Source organism: Faecalimicrobium sp. JNUCC 81 (assembly GCF_053667625.1).
This window is the reverse complement of record NZ_CM132203.1, coordinates 2,089,711-2,106,291: the sequence shown is the minus strand read 5'-3', so window position 1 is coordinate 2,106,291 and position 16,581 is coordinate 2,089,711. Positions and strand designations below refer to the sequence as shown.

Here is a 16,581-nt window from a genome sequence, read left to right as displayed (position 1 = left end):
TATAAAGATAGATAAAATAAAACTGGGTATGAGTAGGGGAAACCTACCTATGCCCAGTTTTTATTTTTAAAATTTATAAATAAAAAATAAATTTTTTAAAACGTTTTATATAAAATAAAGGTCTAATAATAAAAGGTATCTATAAAGTAGCTGAATAAATAATATCAAAAAACATAAATCTATATTTAGTCTATAAAATATAGATATCAAAAATATTAGATGTAAATTATCTAAAAAAATATAGGGAGAGAAGACAATGGTTATAAATTATGAAAATACACGTGAAGATTATGAAAAGGGATATGAAAGTTTGTATAAAAGCTCTCTATTAGTAAAATCAATACAGATGGGTTTTGGAATGCTTATTCTTATGGGACTATTTTTTTATTTTCTATATGAAATGTCTACATTTTATAATATAGATAACAAACCATATATTAGTGTAATAGTAATACTAATTATTATTTATACAATATTTCATTTTTTACTAAAAAAAATCATTAAAAAAAGTGTAAGTAATACATTAGATAAACTTATAGAGTTAAACCCATCAATGTTAGGAGAAAAATCACTTGAAATTTCCGATGGGAATCTTATATGTAAAAGTGAAAAAAGTTACTCAGAATATAAAACTAAAGCTATTGATAATGTGGATGAGAAAGATGGAAGAATTATTTTATATATTCAAAAATTAAATCCTGTATACATAATACCATGTAGTGCATTTAATAGTGAGTCAGAGAAAAATGAATTTCTTAAATTAATTAAAAAAGTTTAACTTAAGAAAGGAAAATTTTAGATAAGAGGATGTAAAAATGAATAATAAGAAAAAATTTATAATAATTGGGTTAATTATATTTGCTGTAATATTAGTATCAATTCCTTTATATTCTAATTACAAAAAGAGTCAAATGAATAAACTAATTGATATTACTAATAAATTCTTTGAAGAATACGTAAAAGAAGGCAAAGAATCTTATGCTAAAGATAATATGAATGCTACATATAAAGCCACAGAAACAAAAATAATAGCAGGAGATAAAAATGAGTTTGTAGGGCAAGTATATTTTGAAATTGACATTGATGTAAATGGTGAGAAGGACTACACTTCAACAGAACGTACAATAAGAATTAAAAAAATGGATAAGGATGAGTATAAGGTAATTGATGAAGGTAATAGCGTTACTATAGACGGATTAAAATCAGTAAATTACTCAAATAAAGATAAAGACAAGGAATTATTAAATAAAACAAAAGAAGAACTAGATTCATTAGAGTTTAAAAAAGTAGCAGGGATATATTACTCAATAGAGTGGGATGGCATAAAATTAAGCTATGACAAAAAGAAAATTTGGGTAGATGTGCCTATTCCAAATGAATATGCACTATCAAATTGTTCAAAGGATAAGAATAATATGTACCTAAAGGAAAATACTTATTATGTATCACATAAGAAAACAGCATTTATATCTACAAATGAATCAGATATATTAATAACTATTAGCGATGACAAAGGCAAATCTTGGAATAAAGTAACTTTAGAAAATTCATATCAAGGTGGAGAGTTATTTATAGGATTTAGCTCAAATGATGTAGGATATTGTGCAATGACTACTGATACAGCTATGGGTAAGCAGTATAATTATATATACGTAACTAAAGATGGGGGAAAATCATGGAATGAAATAGGTAATACCAATGAAGTTTATTCTCGTGTAGTTACAGGAATTGGATTTTTAGATGATAAGATAGGATTTATTGGATTTAGATATGAAAGTGAAAATAATCCTACAGTATATAGAACTGATAATGCTGGAGTTACTTGGGAAAAGTTAGAGATACATCTTCCTTATGAATATGTCTCTGATTATGCAACACCTCTTACACCTAAGTTTAAAAATGGTAAAGGGGTTTTACCTGTTAAGCTTAGAGATAATAATAAAACTATTTATTTTGTAAGTGATGATAAAGGTAAGACATGGGAATATAGTTCTAATATTAATGAATAGATTATAAAAAATAACTCTTAATTTCAATAAAAGGCTATTGTTGACGTTTAATATATTATTATTGCTCTTAGGTTATAATATAAGTATATATATAAACTATATAGAAATGAACAGTTGTTATATAATGATAACTAATTATTAAATAAATTAAGATTTAGAGGGGTGTTATTTTGGGAAATGATATTAAATTAGTATATTGTATTTTAGGTAGCGTTATTATTGCGCTACTTTCAGCACCAATATTTCAAGATGCACTAGTAGGTGGACTTTATCAATTTGGACTATATAGAATAGGAGAAATTCTTCTAACTTGTAGCAACGTATTATCATCTATAGGCGTAATTTTAACTGTATATTATTCTTTAAAATTGATAATAAGAAATACTAACTTGAAAGATAAGTAAATATAAGCCAGCAAAATATTTGCTGGCTTAATTAGTAATATAACAAGTTTTATCTACTTTTATTCACATATCAACTTAATAATTAAATGCCGTTCTTAAAGAGAGTATTTAATTATTAGTATTATCGTTATTTATATAAACTTTAAACTCAGTAATATTATCTTCTGATTTATCTTTTAAATCTAAAAATTTAACTATTATATACTGAGTTGTATTATAATATCCTATTCCATAATGATTATCGGTTACGATACTATCATAAACCATACCATTTTTTATCTTATATTCCTTAGTATTTATATCATCTTCATAGCTTTTACCACCAAAACCTGAGGCATACATGTATTCTAACTTTATATATGGATCTTTGAATTTATCATTATCTAGTATAAATTCCTTTGGGAATCGCACATTAACAGTTACACTATAAGGGCTTACTTCTAATGAGTCAACTGTAAATCCATTTTTTGTTTCATTTACATTTATAACTTTGCTCCATGTATTAGGTGAAACTTTTAATTTAAAGTTGAAAGGACCTTCTATATTTTCAGATACTGTTTCAGAATAAGGTTTATTTGTATAGATATTATTTATTAAAAGATTTAAATTTATTACTTTAGGTGCTTTTTTACCCTTAAATGTTAAGTCATACGTAGTCATTCCTTCATACGTAGAATCATCTAAATAGCCCTTTGTTGAACCTCCAACTTCAGTTGCAGTTCCATTTTTTACATTTACTTTCATATCTAATAGTAAACGGTCTTTAGAAAAGCCTTCTTCTCTTTGACGAGGTAATTTATTTTTTGATTTTATAGTATAAGTAAAATATATTTTATGTCCATCACAGACTATTTCATTAATAGTTACACTTACACCATTTACAGTTTTAGTTAAGTTAACTCCTTGTGCATATGTAGTATATTTATCTTTTTCTTTCATAGTAAAACTCATATTTTCAAAAAAGCCATCTAAGTTAGGTATTTCATTTGCTAAAGAAGAATTCAAAGTTGTGATACATTTTTTTATTTTAGTTTTCTTATGTAGATTACTATTATAATATTTTTTATAAAATACCATCACTTTATGATATTTTAAGTAGAACAAATAGTCTAGAAGAATATATTTTATTGCTAGCATATAGACAATTTATATATTAATATTTAAATAAACTATAAGTTTAAAAGGGGAAATACAATATGATAGAGGGAAAAAACATAATAGTAAGGCCACTACAAATTGGAGATGAGGACCATCTATATAATTGGTGGAATAACGGAAAGTTAATGGAACATGCAACACATAAATTTGGAGTACTCCAAAGTAAAGAGAGTATAAAAAAGAGTATTATTAATGAATTTGAATGCAGTCAACTATTTCCAATAAGTAAAAGATTTATCGTCTGTAATAAAGAAGATTTAAAACCTATTGGGGAAGTTAATTACTGTGATTATGATGCTAGAAATCAAAAGGCTGAATTAGGTATAAAAATTTGTGAATTAGATGAACAAGGAAATGGAAAGGGGAAGGATTCATTATATCCATTTTATTGATTTTATGTTTAAATTTCTAAACTTAAATAAAATTGAATTAACTACTATGGAAGATAATAAAAGAGCGCAAAGCTTATACGAAAAATTTGGATTCAAAAAAATTGGTGTAATAAGAGAAGCATATTTTGATAGTAGATATGGAGAATTTAGTAATGTGATTTATATGGATTTACTAAAAAAAGATTGGATTAATATAAAACTAGACTTATAATTAGTAAATTAGTTACTTTTTAATATACAAATATAGTAAGTAGATTTAAAATATTTATGAGTTATAAAATAATAAAAAGGGGGAGTAAATATGAATATAGTAGTAGTTGATTACAATCCAGAGTGGCCTTTTTTATTTCAAAAAGAAGCAGATAGTATAAAAGAAATACTTAAAGATGAATTAGTAGAAATTCATCATATTGGAAGTACTTCAGTTAAAAATTTAAAGGCTAAACATATCATTGATATTATGCCAGTTGTAAATAATATTGAAAAAGTAGATAAGTATAATCATGAATTTGAAAACTTAGGATATGAGCCTATGGGGGAGTATGGAATCAAAGGTAGACGATTCTTTAGAAAAGGTTTAGAAAATAGAACACATCATATACATATATTTGAGGTAAGTGATACTCATAATATAAAAAGGCATCTTGCAGTTAGAGATTATTTAAGAACTCACCCTGAAAAAGCACATGAATATGGAGAATTAAAGCAAGAGTTGGCAAATAAATACTCATATGATATTGAATCATATTGCTTGGGAAAAGATTCATTTGTAAAAGAATTAGAAAAAAATGCAGTTGCCTGGTATAACCAGAAAAAATAAAAAGCACAAATAAGTATGATAAAATAATATATAGATTAAAATGAGTTTAAATCCAAGTTATAGATAGCTTGGATTTTTATATTGTAAAAATTTATTAATTCGGGAACCTTTGACAATTGCAAATGGTCTTATATATGTAGGAGGTGATGAAGTGTTTAGTATTGGCGCCAATATTAGTAGAAAAATAATAAATATAAAAAAGAAAGAAATAACAAAAGAAGAGTTTGTAGATTTAATACAGGATAATAAAGTATCTTTATATAGATTTGCAAAAAGCATATTAAAAAATGATACAGAAGTAGAAGATGCTATAAGTGAAGCAATACTTAAAGCCTATAAAAATAAGGATAAGTTAAGAGATAAAGAAAGCTTTAAACCTTGGATAATGAGGATAGTTTCAAATGAATCTTATAACTTAATAAGAAAAAATTCTAGATTAGAGTTAGTTGATAATATAAACAGTTTAAATCTAGTGTATACAGATAAAAGGTATTCTAGCCTTAGAGAAATAGTTGGTGATTTAAGTGAAGAATTTAGTTCGGTAATAGTCTTATTTTACTATGAAGATATGAGTATAAAAGATATTAGCAAAGTGCTAGAAATATCTGAGGGGACTGTAAAATCAAGATTATATAGAGCTAAAGAAAAGTTAAAAGTTTTACTAAAAGAGGAGGTATAACTTATGGATAGCTTTGATAGAAAAATTAAACATTTAGCAGAAAGTGAAGTTTTTGAAATACCGGATAATGTTGATAATAGTATAAATGATATTTTAGAAAATATAGATAACCCAAAATCTAAGAAGAAAAGACCATTTAAAGTAGCGATATTAGTAGCAACAATATCAGCGCTAACTATTACAACAGTATTTGCTATAGAAAATATTATAGAGTACTTTAATCATAATAAAAATTCTATATATAAACCAGATGAAAAAGACTTTACTGTCTTTGGTAGTGTAGTAAATAAAAGTGTGAAAGATAAAAATATAGAATTTACAGTTGATAATATATCTATTGATGATAATTACATAAATATTTTTTACACTGTAAAAAGTAATGAAAACATAAAAAATATAGATGAATCGTATAAAGATCCATATGTTGCAAATCCAATACCAGATGTATTTATGAATGGTGAAAATATAACACCGTATGGGTTAGTTGAACATGAAGCAACTTTTGTATCTGATAAAGAATTAAAGGGAATGAGAAAAGTTGATGTAAGTAATCAATATATAAAGGATAATTCAGAAATTGAAATTAAAGTTAATGAGATCTTTAAAGAAGAAGGTAATTGGAGTATAAAAGTTAGTGCAGATAAAACAGATTCTAAAGAACATACTTACAATTATGATATAAATAAGAGAGTGAATGTAAATTTAAGTTATGACTACAATGGCAAGAAAGTAGATGTAGAACATAAATTAGATATTAAAAAGGTAAGTATATCACCTTTTGCAAGTAAAATAAATATAAAAGAAAAGTCTAATAAAGTCTTTGGAGACTGGAGACCTATGATAGGTAATTCATTTGCATTATTTGATGAAAATAATAAATCTTTAGATGTAGTTGATAAAGGTGGTTTTGGACCTAATGCAAATGGAGAGATTACAGCATCACATGAATTTTTAAAAGCTAATAAAGATACAAAATCATTAACATTAGTACCAATAGAGTTTGATGATAGTGTAGAAAATCATATGCTAGAACCTAAAAGCATTGATAATTTACCGATAGTATTTAAAACTAGTAAATATGGAAATCTAGTATTAGAAGATTTAAAAATAAGTGATAAGGAAATAAGGTATACTTTTTACAAAGATGGAGTAGTTCCTTATTATCCAAACTTTTGGTTCTTTGATGAAAATGGAAATGAAATAAGTATAAGTAGTAGGATAGAAGAATCACTAGATAGACACACAGGAAGATATACTGTTATACACTATCTTCAAAAAGACTCTGATGATGTATCAAAAATAAAGAAAGTGTCTACATTTACAGGTAATGACTTAAAATTAAGATACGACCAACAAGTAAAAATAGATTTAATAAAGAATAATTAAAATAACTATATAATTTCAATAATATTATCAAAGGTACTAATATAATAAATAAAAATAAAGGGTAGAGCAATAGTATATCCTTTATTTTTATTTATTTAAGAACTACTTATTATAGTCACAAAATAATATAGCGCTATATTGAAAGTTAATTCATTTTAAAGTAAAATATATTGTGAAGTAAAGATTGTTTGTATAGTATTATAGATAAATAAGAATTTATCAGTTAGGCTATTTTACTCTGAAATGATAATTACATGTTAGGAAGTAGGTTTTATTATAATTAAATACAGGGAATGCTAGAATAAGTGAGGAATAATAATGTTGAGAAAAAGATACATATGGGGGTTAATAATTGTTTGGGGATTGACATTTTTGGGAATAGAGAATTTAACTAGACCTCAAATTGGATTAGACACATACTCAGTCAATGAAATTAAGATAAATAAAAAAGGAGAAACTTACGGAACTTATATAATTGACGAAGATGGAAAAACTATTGAACCTGATTTGATGGCAGTTATAGGATTAAATAATGTAAAAGGATATGTAAAGAAGTCGGATTTATATAATGAAAAAAATCAACCACAGAACCCAGAAGAAGCACTTGCTATGCAATATAAGGAATCAATACTTAGATGGAATCCATTTTATAAAAATACTATAAAAGTTTATAGTAATGATGGTGAAACTATATTAGGAAAGTATAAAATCAATTAAAAGAAAATGAATTTTAAAATAATGAGAGCCTTATAAATCTAAATTTGTAGGGCAGATCAAATCAAATTAAAGTGAATAAATTATGAAATAACTCTATCTTAGCATATTTAACATTACAAAAAACTAAGATAGAGTTATTTTAAATTGAAATATATTTTAACAACTAGATTGTTAATAAAACTGCAATGTAAATCATTGTAATAAAAATTAAAATAGAAGTAATTATAAAATTTTTTTCTAGAATTTTAAATTCGAAATCTTTAGAACTTTTGATATTTTTAATAAGACAATATTCTAAATAAGCACCAAATAAAAATATAATAGAAAAAATAATAATATTGTAAGTACTTTTACATATAATATCTATAATAAAATCTTTAGAAACTGTAATAACTAAAAATATTAAAAGTATAAGCCATTTCCATTCTTTCAATCTTTTATTTAAATCATTTAATTCATTACGCAACGTGAAATCCCCCAAGTGACATTTTTAGTTTATATAACAGCTGATGATATATATATCAATAGCTATATTTTTAATAAAAGAGTCAGGACCAGTTATAGATAAATTGACAAGACTTTTGGCTATTGTAGTTATCATAGTAGTAGGTTATGTTGCAGTAATAAATAAGCCAGATATTGTATCAGTTGCAAAGGGAACTTTTATACCAGAAAATCCATCTAATTTAATATTTCCTATAATAACTCTTTTAGGAGGAAGTGTTGGAGGATATATTACTTTTGCAGGTGGACACAGATTAATTGATGCAGGAATAACTGGAGAAGAAAATTTAAAAGATATAACTAAATCATCAATCTTAGGAATAAGTGTAGCTACTATAGTCAGAATATTTTTGTTTTTGGCTATATTTGCAGTTGTTTCAAAAGGACTTACTCTAGACCCCAAAAATCCAGCAGCATCAGCATTTAAGTATGGTGCAGGAAATATAGGATATAAATTCTTTGGGCTAGTATTGTGGTGTGCAAGCATTACTTCTGTAATAGGAGCAGCTTATACTTCAGTTTCATTTATAAAAACTCTACATCCATTTATAGAGAAAAATGAAAATAAATTTATAATCATTTTTATATTTGCATCTACTTTAATAATGGCATTAGTAGGAAAGCCTGCTAGTCTATTAGTTCTAGCAGGATCTTTAAATGGATTAATACTGCCAATAACTTTAGGAGTTATATTAATAGCTTCTAAAAAAGAATCGATAGTTGGAAATTATAAACATCCCAAGTGGTTACTTATTTTAGGAATAATAGTAGTTATAGTAACTGCTGTTGGTGGAATAATTTCTTTAAAAGATATTACTAAGTTATTTGTTTAGGGGGATAATCATGGAAAGTAAGTATTTACTAGCAGGAGATAAGTCTATAGTAGTTGAGTTTGGAGATTTTATAGATGAATCTATAAATAAAAAGGTTATTCAGTTAATGAAAACTATTGAAAATTCACCTTTGATGGATGCAATTTATGAGATGGTACCAACTTATAGATCTCTTATGATAAATTATAACCCATTAAAAGTTAACTTTGATGAGTTTATAAATTCTATTAAATCTTTGGAGAAGAATTTAGAATCAGTAGATAAGATTGATAAAAATGTTGTAAAAATACCTGTTCTTTATGGAGGGGAATACGGAGAAGACATAGAAACAGTAGCAAATCATAATAACATATCAATAGAAGAAGTCATAAAAATTCACAGTGAAAGAGAATATTTAGTATATATGCTAGGATTTACTCCAGGATTTACATATTTAGGGGGAATGGATGAAAGAATAGAAACTCCAAGGCTTGAAAATCCTAGAGTGAAAATTTCAGCAGGTTCTGTTGGAATTGCAGGTAAGCAAACAGGGGTTTATCCAATAGATAGTCCTGGTGGATGGCAGTTGATTGGAAGAACGCCAATAAAATTATACGACCCTACAAATGAAAGTCCCATACTTTTAAGTGCAGGAGATTATGTGAAATTTGAACCTATAACTAAGGAAGAGTTTGATAATATAGCTTCTAAAGTTGGAGGTGAAATTTAATGGGATTTACTGTTAAAAACAAAGGACTTTTAAGTCTTATCCAAGGGGGTGCAAGAATTGGATATCAACAATACGGAGTATCAGCATCAGGTAGTATGGATGAATTTTCTTTGAGAGTTGCTAATATTTTAGTTGGAAATAAAGAAGATGAAGCTTGCATAGAAACTCTTGTTATGGGACCGACTATAACATTTGATGAAAAAACTGTTATTGCTATAACTGGCGGAAATTTAGGTCCAATGTTAAATAGTGTTAAATTGGATATGTGGAGAAGTTATGTTGTTAATAAAGGAGAAACATTATCCTTTAGTGGAGCTAGTGAAGGGTGTAGAGCTTATATAGCTTTTGAAGGTGGAATTGATATTCCTTTAGTAATGGAAAGTAAGTCTACTTATACAAAGGCTAAGATAGGTGGTTTTAAAGGAAGAGCTTTAAAAGAAAATGATTATATTAAGCTAGGAAAAGGTGAAGGAAAATACATTTTTACTCTTAAAAAGGATTATATAAAAAATTATGAAAATAACGTAGAGCTTAGAGTTATAAGAGGACCTCAAGATAATATGTTTGATGAGGAAGAAATTTTAAAGCTTTTTTCAAATGAATATATTCTTAGCAATGAATGCGATAGAATGGGGTATAGGCTAGAAGGTGAAGCTATAAAGCATTTAAATGGTGCAGATATAGTTTCTGATGGTATAGCCTTTGGTGCAATACAAGTTCCTGGTCATGGTAAACCTATAATAATGATGGCAGATAGGCAAACTGTTGGTGGATACACTAAAATCGGAAATGTTATAAGTATTGATTTATGTAAGTTGTCACAGTTAAAGCCAGGAGATAAGATACGTTTTAAAGAAGTTGATATTTATGAGTCTCATAGATTATTAAAAGAGTTTGAAGATAATATTAAAGAGATAAAAAATAATATAGAAAAGTTTGAAGTTATAGAAAAGAAGAGATATAGTATTTGTTTAAATGGAACTAACTTTGATGTTATAGCAGAAGAAGTTAAATAATACTAAAAAATAGTCCTAATAGTCATAGGGACTATTTTTTAGTATTATTTAACTACATGTTCTATTACTTAACTGTTTTGATAATTGGTATGGTGGATATATTTAAAAACTATCCTAGCAATGGAACTTGGATGATAGGTTTACTTCTACTTTCAACAAATAGGAGTAGTAGAAGTAAATATTAAAGGAAGAAAATTTTGGGATTCATTAGGATATCAACATGTAAAATCAACAACTATAAATATGGGAAATAAAGAGAATAATTTATATATATTGAGATTAATACTTAAATAATTTTAAGTTCTCGAAAAAACATAACTTTTTATATACATATTTAATTAGGTAAAGGGATACATAAAAGTATATAGAATACTATTAAAACTGAATATGAAATAAAAAGCACATTTTTGAAGCTAATATTTATAGTTTATGAATGTGCTATTTTATAGGTTATTCCTTAATTACAAGGAGACTAAAAATATTATTAAAGATTAATAACTTTTTAGTTCTAGAATTGACTTTGGCGTAATATATTTATCACAAAAGGATACAAATATATCACGTGAAGGGGTAGGTTATTTATGGGAAAAATAAAGTCAAGCAAATATTTATTTCTATTTGGGTTATTCGGTTTTTTTGGATTTAGAGGATTTTCAGGAATAAATGGGGATCCTGCTGATTTATTGTGGTTTGCTTCTTGGGGATATTTTTCTAATTTTTGGTGGTCTAAATTGGGTCAATTTGAGGATGAGCGTTTAAAGTATAATAAATATAAAGCTGGTGCAATAGCTTTTAGCGTATGTTTTGCAATAGCATTTATATTAAGTGTATTAAGTTTTTTACAACCAAATTTAACTTTTGAGATACTTTGCAGAACACTATTATTAATAGTAGCATTAACTTTTGCCGTATCTGCCAATCTATGGGCATTTTTAACTTATAGATTTGATATGAAATCATAAACACTATGACAAAGTTTACTAGCAATTTAAAAAAATACCGCCAATTTAATGAATTAACACAAGAAGAATTAGCCATTAAGGTTAATGTTAGAAGAGAAACTATTGCTCGTTTAGAAAATGCTAAGTATAATCCTTCACTTGAATTAGCAGTTAGAATTTCAAAGGAATTAAATATTTCGATTGAAGAACTATTTATTTTTGAATTTTGATTAATAGATCTATAGTTAGGGGGAAATTTATATGTATGAGTATAAATTTATAGAAGTGCCATTAAAGAAAGGGTTTAAAGTTAAATCTGGTGATACTTTTGAAGAATGTAAAAGTATCATTCATAAAGAATCTAAAAATGGATGGAGATTAAAGCAAGTTATTATTCCAGCAAATGAAAATACGGGATTTTCAGCTTCGGGTGTATATGCTGCATATTGCTATCAAATTGTGCTTGAGAAAAAAGTCACTTTTTAATTACAAGGAGATTATAATACCTCAAAATATGTGAAAAACTTGTGTATTAAAGTAATATCAATGTATTAAAGAAAATAAAAAGTAACAAAAAGGTTAAAAATATAGTGTGTATATTGGGTGAATGCTATAATAAAGATAAGTTCGAAGTTATTATATTATCAATCTGATTATAGGGGAGGAAAATGGGAATGGTAGTAATTTGTTTGGGGATAATTATGTATTTTGTGGGTGCGATTTGTAAATATTTACATGATGACTACAAGCAATATCCTAATATACATGCGGGTTATAAAATTGGTTCTGCGATGAAAGATAAAGAAACTTGGGAAGAAGCAAATACATATATTTATAAGACTTGTACAATATCTCTAATATTTTCTATGAGTTTTATCGGATTAACTAATTTAATGGATTTGAAACTTCCAAGTGTAGCTTATTACATAGCAGAAATATTAATTTTACTTGGACCTATAGCTTTAACTGAAATTCATCTATATAAGTTTAATAAAAATAGGGGTGTAAATAATTAGTCTAAACAAGTTATATCAAATAAAATAGTCTTGGCAAGTGATAATGCTTACTAAGACTATTTTTATTTATATTAGAAAGTACTTTTTATAAAAGAGTTCTTTATAATAGTTCCTTCTTTCATTATAATATCCATATTTTCAACAGCTATTGCACGAATATTTTCTAAAGGATTTCCATTTATAACTAGAAGATCAGCAAATTTACCTTTTTCCAAAGTACCTGTAATATCACCTACTTTAAGCATTTCAGCCCCTACTTTAGTAGCAGCCATTATTGTATCCATAGGTGAAATGTTAGCTTTTTCAACGAATGAATACATTTCTCCAATAGCAGTTATACCGTAGGGTGTTAAGCTTGAGCAGAATGAGTCAGAACCAATAGTTAATCCTATTCCTTTTTCCTTAGCTTTTCTAAGATTAGCATAAACACGATTTAATTCCTTTTCAGCGACAGTATCACCTGGGTATTGATCATGCACATCTGGAATATACGGTGGAGCATATGTTTTGAACCATTCATTAAGAAATTGAATAGTAGGGCAGAAGTAAATATTTTTTTGAGCCATTATATTTAAGCATTCATCACTAAGTGTTTGGCCATGAATAATTAGATGAACACCAGATTTAGCTGAATCAAGTGCACCACCATAACCTTCAGCATGTGACCATACAGGGATACCTACCATATTACATTCATCAACAACAGCTTGAATTTCTTCAAGTGTATAGTGCTGGTCAAGTTTTTTATCCCATCTCCAGATACCACCACCTGTTGACCAAATTTTTATAGCATCAGGATTTTCTCTTAATCTTCTTCTAACAGCTCTTCGAAGTTCCCATGGTCCATCAACACGTTCAGCCCATGGATGAGATTGTTCATTATACCATAAAGGAACTTTGTGAGAATCACCATGACCACAAGTACGTGAAAATCCTAAACCAGTACCTACTATACGAGGCCCTTGCATAATACCTGACTCAATCATATTACGAATATGTAAACCTGAACGTGAAATTTCACCAACAGTAGTTAGACCATGTTCAAGGCATTCATGAGCTTGTTGGACTGCAACAACTGTTTTTTGAATAGAATCTTCTAAAATCCAGTCACTATCATCGTCTGTGAGATTGCCAGAGAAGTGTAGATGACTATCTATAAGACCAGGCATAATTGTTTTTCCTGATATATCAACCTTTATGTAATCTTTTTCAAAATCCTTTTTAGGACCAGTGTATTCAATCTTTTTGTCTACTACTAATACCAAAGAGTCTTTAATAGGATCTTTTCCAATACCATCAATGAGTAAACCACCTATAAAAGCAATTTTATTCATTATAGATTCCCCCTTACTATAATATATAAATACCTTAATTTATATATCAAAGTATATTGCTTATTAATGTAAATTACAACAAGTTAATCATTTTTATATTTAGTTTAAAATTTTATTAGTTCTTTATTTTATCCTTATAGATATAATTTTAAATATTTTCGTATATTAGAATCAATATAAGTCTCTTACCAGCTGAAATATTCTTATGCACGTTTTTAGGATTAAAATATAAATAAATAATTTACTGAAAATACAGTTAAAATGTAACTATGAAAATTTATTAGAGGTTTAAAACTATGTGAAAAAATATATTTTTCTGAATAGGTAGGAGAATTTTAATTACTCTAGTAAAAATACCCTCAAAATCTAAATAAATGGATGATAAGGGCATTAATTTTACTTTAAATATTAATATTTTAATGATTAGTTTAACTTGAGTTCTTCTGAAACTTGCTTTAAATTAATTTCTTTTACTTTATCTTTGAGTTTTAATTTTAAAACATCTTTATCTTTAAATTTAATAACCTTACCTTTTTCATTTTTGAAATGTACTTCATAAGAAAATTCATTTGGATGAACTCCTCTATCATCTAATACACTACCAAAACATTCAGTAAATGAAATTGTATAAGGGTCTTTAGCATCAGTCCACGCATTAAGAACTCTACCATTGGTTAGCTTAAAATCAAAATATATAGCATCTTCCTTTTTATGATATGTTACTTTTAAATCATTAGGATTTACCTTCCAACCAAATCCAAAGAAATAAAAATATGAGCTTAGCAAAGTTATTCCGATTAATATGGTTGCGATAACAGATTTTAAAACTCTTTTATTTAATTTCTTCAAAGGTTTGATATCTTCTTTATTTATTTTCACTAATTCTTCACTTATATCTTCCTTCATCTTATCGAGTTCATCTTTGCAATTTTTACAATTTTTTACATGCTCTTCAATTACCAGATTACTCTCATTACTTGTAAGTTCATCAATATAACTTGGTAAAAGATCTTTTATAATTTCACATTTCATATAGATTCTCCTTTTCCTATTTTTTGCTTAGCTCTATAAAATGTAACTCTTGCCCAATTTTCGTTTTTATTAAATATTTCTCCAATTTCCTTAAATGAAAATGCCCCTGTAATGCGAAGTATAACAACTTCTTTTGAAGTTTGTTCTAACTTATAAATTTGTTTCATGAGTTCCATTTTGTTTTCTTTTAAACAAATGGACTCTTCTACATTTGCATTTGTAGATGGAATTTCATCATTTAACTCATATGTTCTCTTTCTATTTCTTTTATCAAGTTCTTGATACCATATATGCTTTGCAATTTGACATAACCAAGTAGATATTTTGCAAGTACCATTATATTTATTTGAAGATTTTATAGCACGGTAAAATGTTTCCTGGGTAAGTTCTTCTGCCAATTGTTCTTCATTACAAAGACTCATCAAATACCTAAAAACCATCTGTGCATACTTCTTGTATATTCCATCCATTTCATGCATAATATCACCTCCTTCAAACATATATCCTAAAAAAATATATTTCGTTACATAGAATTTTGATTTTTATAAAAAATGTCATAAGTAGATGTCTAATGCAAAATATAAAAAAGCACTAATTAAAAAATTAGTGCTTTTGTTATATAAAGTATCACGCTAAGTTTGGCTTATAACGCTACCTTATATACTAATTATTATATCTATAGTATAATATGGTAATACATATAAATCAATATAAAATAATAAAAAACAATAATAAAAAATAATAATAAATAAGAAATTTGGAATAAAAATAAGAGGTGAAAAATTTGTTTTTAGAAGAGAGATACGAAAAAATTATAGAAATAATCAAATCAAGTGGGAGAGTAAAGGTTAAAGATTTATCCGACTTGTTTGAAGTTACGCAAGACTGTATTAGAAAAGACTTAAAAGAGCTAGAGTCTAGAGGGCACCTAAAAAGAGTATATGGAGGTGCTATTGCACAAAGAGATTTTAATGAGATAAAAAACGTTGATAAAAGAAAAGATATTAATATGCAAGAGAAAAAAGCTATAGCACTAAAAGCAATTACGCTAATAGATAATGGAGATATAATATTTTTAGATATATCGACTAATAGTCTAGAGATTGCAAAAGAATTAAACAAAATAAATAAAGAAATTACAGTAGTAACAAACATGATAGAAATTGTATTAGAATTAAGAAGTAATAAGAATATAAAAGTAATTTGTATTGGAGGAGAATTTAACAAAGAGATAGGTGCAATAGTAGGTTCAGCTGCTGATAGATACATAAGAAAATTTACTTTTGATAAAGCGTTTATAGGAGTATGTGGAATTAACTTAGAAACAGGATATATAACTACACTTAATTTAGAAGATGGAAATACAAAAAAAACTATAATTGAATGCTCTAATAAAAGATATTTAGTAATGGAAAAAGAGAAGTTTAACTATGATGGACTATATAAGTTTGCTAATTTAGATGAAGTGACAAGTATAATAACTGAGGATAAAATAATAAATCAAAATTAAGATTATTAATTAAAGAAAGGTCAAACTTAATAAAAACAAAGTTTGACCTTTCTTATTTTTTATTAATTCAGTTTAAACTAATCATATATATAGATAAAATTAACATGAAACACATATTAGT

General features: G+C 26.6%; 22 protein-coding genes. 17 read left to right on the top strand and 5 right to left on the bottom strand.

The genetic code is table 11. The features are described from left to right. The first annotated feature begins 256 nt into the window (after positions 1 to 256). From JNUCC81_RS10435 to JNUCC81_RS10425, 3 genes are all read left to right on the top strand, one after another. Complete coding sequence (locus JNUCC81_RS10435) at positions 257 to 778, top strand: YcxB family protein (RefSeq protein WP_454093410.1); 522 nt, start codon at positions 257 to 259, stop codon at positions 776 to 778. Positions 779 to 815: 37 nt separating this feature from the next. Next, on the top strand, positions 816 to 2,009 hold the full coding sequence (locus JNUCC81_RS10430; protein WP_454093409.1) for a WD40/YVTN/BNR-like repeat-containing protein: 1,194 nt from the start codon (positions 816 to 818) through the stop codon (positions 2,007 to 2,009). A 170-nt stretch (positions 2,010 to 2,179) separates the two neighbouring features. Next, entirely contained in the window at positions 2,180 to 2,413 is a 234-nt protein-coding gene (locus tag JNUCC81_RS10425; RefSeq protein WP_454093408.1) for a hypothetical protein, read from the top strand. A 108-nt stretch (positions 2,414 to 2,521) separates the two neighbouring features. Here the strand turns inward: JNUCC81_RS10425 and JNUCC81_RS10420 are convergent, their stop codons facing one another. Further along, positions 2,522 to 3,418, bottom strand: coding sequence for a DUF4179 domain-containing protein (locus JNUCC81_RS10420; RefSeq protein WP_454093407.1), 897 nt, complete (start codon positions 3,416 to 3,418; stop codon positions 2,522 to 2,524). A gap of 191 nt (positions 3,419 to 3,609) precedes the next feature. Between JNUCC81_RS10420 and JNUCC81_RS10415 the strand changes: the two genes are divergently transcribed. The 6 genes from JNUCC81_RS10415 (at position 3,610) to JNUCC81_RS10390 (ending at position 7,565) form a co-directional block, all read left to right on the top strand. After that, positions 3,610 to 3,963 carry a GNAT family N-acetyltransferase gene (locus JNUCC81_RS10415; protein WP_454093406.1) on the top strand — a complete coding sequence of 118 codons (354 nt, stop codon included), beginning with the start codon at positions 3,610 to 3,612 and terminating at the stop codon, positions 3,961 to 3,963. A gap of 4 nt (positions 3,964 to 3,967) precedes the next feature. Further along, positions 3,968 to 4,174: a GNAT family N-acetyltransferase gene (locus JNUCC81_RS10410; protein ID WP_454093405.1), complete on the top strand. Its 207-nt coding sequence runs from the start codon at positions 3,968 to 3,970 to the stop codon at positions 4,172 to 4,174. Positions 4,175 to 4,264: 90 nt separating this feature from the next. Continuing rightward, entirely contained in the window at positions 4,265 to 4,783 is a 519-nt protein-coding gene (locus tag JNUCC81_RS10405) for a GrpB family protein (RefSeq protein WP_454093404.1), read from the top strand. A gap of 151 nt (positions 4,784 to 4,934) precedes the next feature. Further along, positions 4,935 to 5,462 (top strand): RNA polymerase sigma factor, encoded by a 528-nt coding sequence (locus tag JNUCC81_RS10400; RefSeq protein ID WP_454093403.1) that lies wholly within the window; start codon positions 4,935 to 4,937, stop codon positions 5,460 to 5,462. 3 nt (positions 5,463 to 5,465) lie between these two features. Continuing rightward, on the top strand, positions 5,466 to 6,848 hold the full coding sequence (locus JNUCC81_RS10395) for a DUF4179 domain-containing protein (RefSeq protein ID WP_454093402.1): 1,383 nt from the start codon (positions 5,466 to 5,468) through the stop codon (positions 6,846 to 6,848). A gap of 318 nt (positions 6,849 to 7,166) precedes the next feature. Next, positions 7,167 to 7,565, top strand: a complete 399-nt coding sequence (locus JNUCC81_RS10390) for a hypothetical protein (RefSeq protein ID WP_454093401.1) — start codon at positions 7,167 to 7,169, stop codon at positions 7,563 to 7,565. Positions 7,566 to 7,728: 163 nt separating this feature from the next. Here the strand turns inward: JNUCC81_RS10390 and JNUCC81_RS10385 are convergent, their stop codons facing one another. Next, entirely contained in the window at positions 7,729 to 8,031 is a 303-nt protein-coding gene (locus JNUCC81_RS10385) for a hypothetical protein (RefSeq protein ID WP_454093400.1), read from the bottom strand. Between the two features lie 43 nt (positions 8,032 to 8,074). Here JNUCC81_RS10385 and JNUCC81_RS10380 point away from each other — a divergent pair, with 43 nt between their 5' ends. The 7 genes from JNUCC81_RS10380 (at position 8,075) to JNUCC81_RS10350 (ending at position 12,584) form a co-directional block, all read left to right on the top strand. Continuing rightward, entirely contained in the window at positions 8,075 to 8,902 is an 828-nt protein-coding gene (locus tag JNUCC81_RS10380; RefSeq protein WP_454093399.1) for an NRAMP family divalent metal transporter, read from the top strand. Positions 8,903 to 8,912: 10 nt separating this feature from the next. Continuing rightward, complete coding sequence (pxpB, locus tag JNUCC81_RS10375; RefSeq protein ID WP_454093398.1) at positions 8,913 to 9,611, top strand: 5-oxoprolinase subunit PxpB; 699 nt, start codon at positions 8,913 to 8,915, stop codon at positions 9,609 to 9,611. Beyond that, positions 9,611 to 10,627, top strand: coding sequence for a 5-oxoprolinase subunit C family protein (locus tag JNUCC81_RS10370; protein ID WP_454093397.1), 1,017 nt, complete (start codon positions 9,611 to 9,613; stop codon positions 10,625 to 10,627). The genes pxpB and JNUCC81_RS10370 overlap by 1 nt, the downstream gene beginning before the upstream one ends. A 581-nt stretch (positions 10,628 to 11,208) precedes the next feature. Continuing rightward, the gene (locus JNUCC81_RS10365; RefSeq protein WP_454093396.1) at positions 11,209 to 11,589 is read left to right on the top strand and encodes a DUF3796 domain-containing protein; all 381 of its coding nucleotides are present in this window, start codon (positions 11,209 to 11,211) and stop codon (positions 11,587 to 11,589) included. Between the two features lie 5 nt (positions 11,590 to 11,594). Further along, entirely contained in the window at positions 11,595 to 11,798 is a 204-nt protein-coding gene (locus tag JNUCC81_RS10360; protein WP_454093395.1) for a helix-turn-helix transcriptional regulator, read from the top strand. Positions 11,799 to 11,829: 31 nt separating this feature from the next. Next, positions 11,830 to 12,054 (top strand): DUF4177 domain-containing protein, encoded by a 225-nt coding sequence (locus tag JNUCC81_RS10355; RefSeq protein ID WP_454093394.1) that lies wholly within the window; start codon positions 11,830 to 11,832, stop codon positions 12,052 to 12,054. A gap of 188 nt (positions 12,055 to 12,242) precedes the next feature. Then, positions 12,243 to 12,584 (top strand): hypothetical protein, encoded by a 342-nt coding sequence (locus tag JNUCC81_RS10350; RefSeq protein WP_454093393.1) that lies wholly within the window; start codon positions 12,243 to 12,245, stop codon positions 12,582 to 12,584. A 71-nt stretch (positions 12,585 to 12,655) separates the two neighbouring features. On the opposite strand, the gene JNUCC81_RS10345 is transcribed toward JNUCC81_RS10350, so the two are convergent. From JNUCC81_RS10345 to JNUCC81_RS10335, 3 genes are all read right to left on the bottom strand, one after another. After that, positions 12,656 to 13,918 carry an amidohydrolase family protein gene (locus JNUCC81_RS10345; protein ID WP_454093392.1) on the bottom strand — a complete coding sequence of 421 codons (1,263 nt, stop codon included), beginning with the start codon at positions 13,916 to 13,918 and terminating at the stop codon, positions 12,656 to 12,658. 423 nt (positions 13,919 to 14,341) lie between these two features. Beyond that, complete coding sequence (locus JNUCC81_RS10340) at positions 14,342 to 14,950, bottom strand: zf-HC2 domain-containing protein (RefSeq protein ID WP_454093391.1); 609 nt, start codon at positions 14,948 to 14,950, stop codon at positions 14,342 to 14,344. Next, the gene (locus JNUCC81_RS10335; RefSeq protein ID WP_454093390.1) at positions 14,947 to 15,429 is read right to left on the bottom strand and encodes an RNA polymerase sigma factor; all 483 of its coding nucleotides are present in this window, start codon (positions 15,427 to 15,429) and stop codon (positions 14,947 to 14,949) included. The genes JNUCC81_RS10340 and JNUCC81_RS10335 overlap by 4 nt, the downstream gene beginning before the upstream one ends. 305 nt (positions 15,430 to 15,734) lie before the next feature. On the opposite strand from JNUCC81_RS10335, the gene JNUCC81_RS10330 reads away from it, so the two are divergent. Then, entirely contained in the window at positions 15,735 to 16,460 is a 726-nt protein-coding gene (locus JNUCC81_RS10330) for a DeoR/GlpR family DNA-binding transcription regulator (protein ID WP_454093389.1), read from the top strand. Positions 16,461 to 16,581 lie beyond the last annotated feature (121 nt).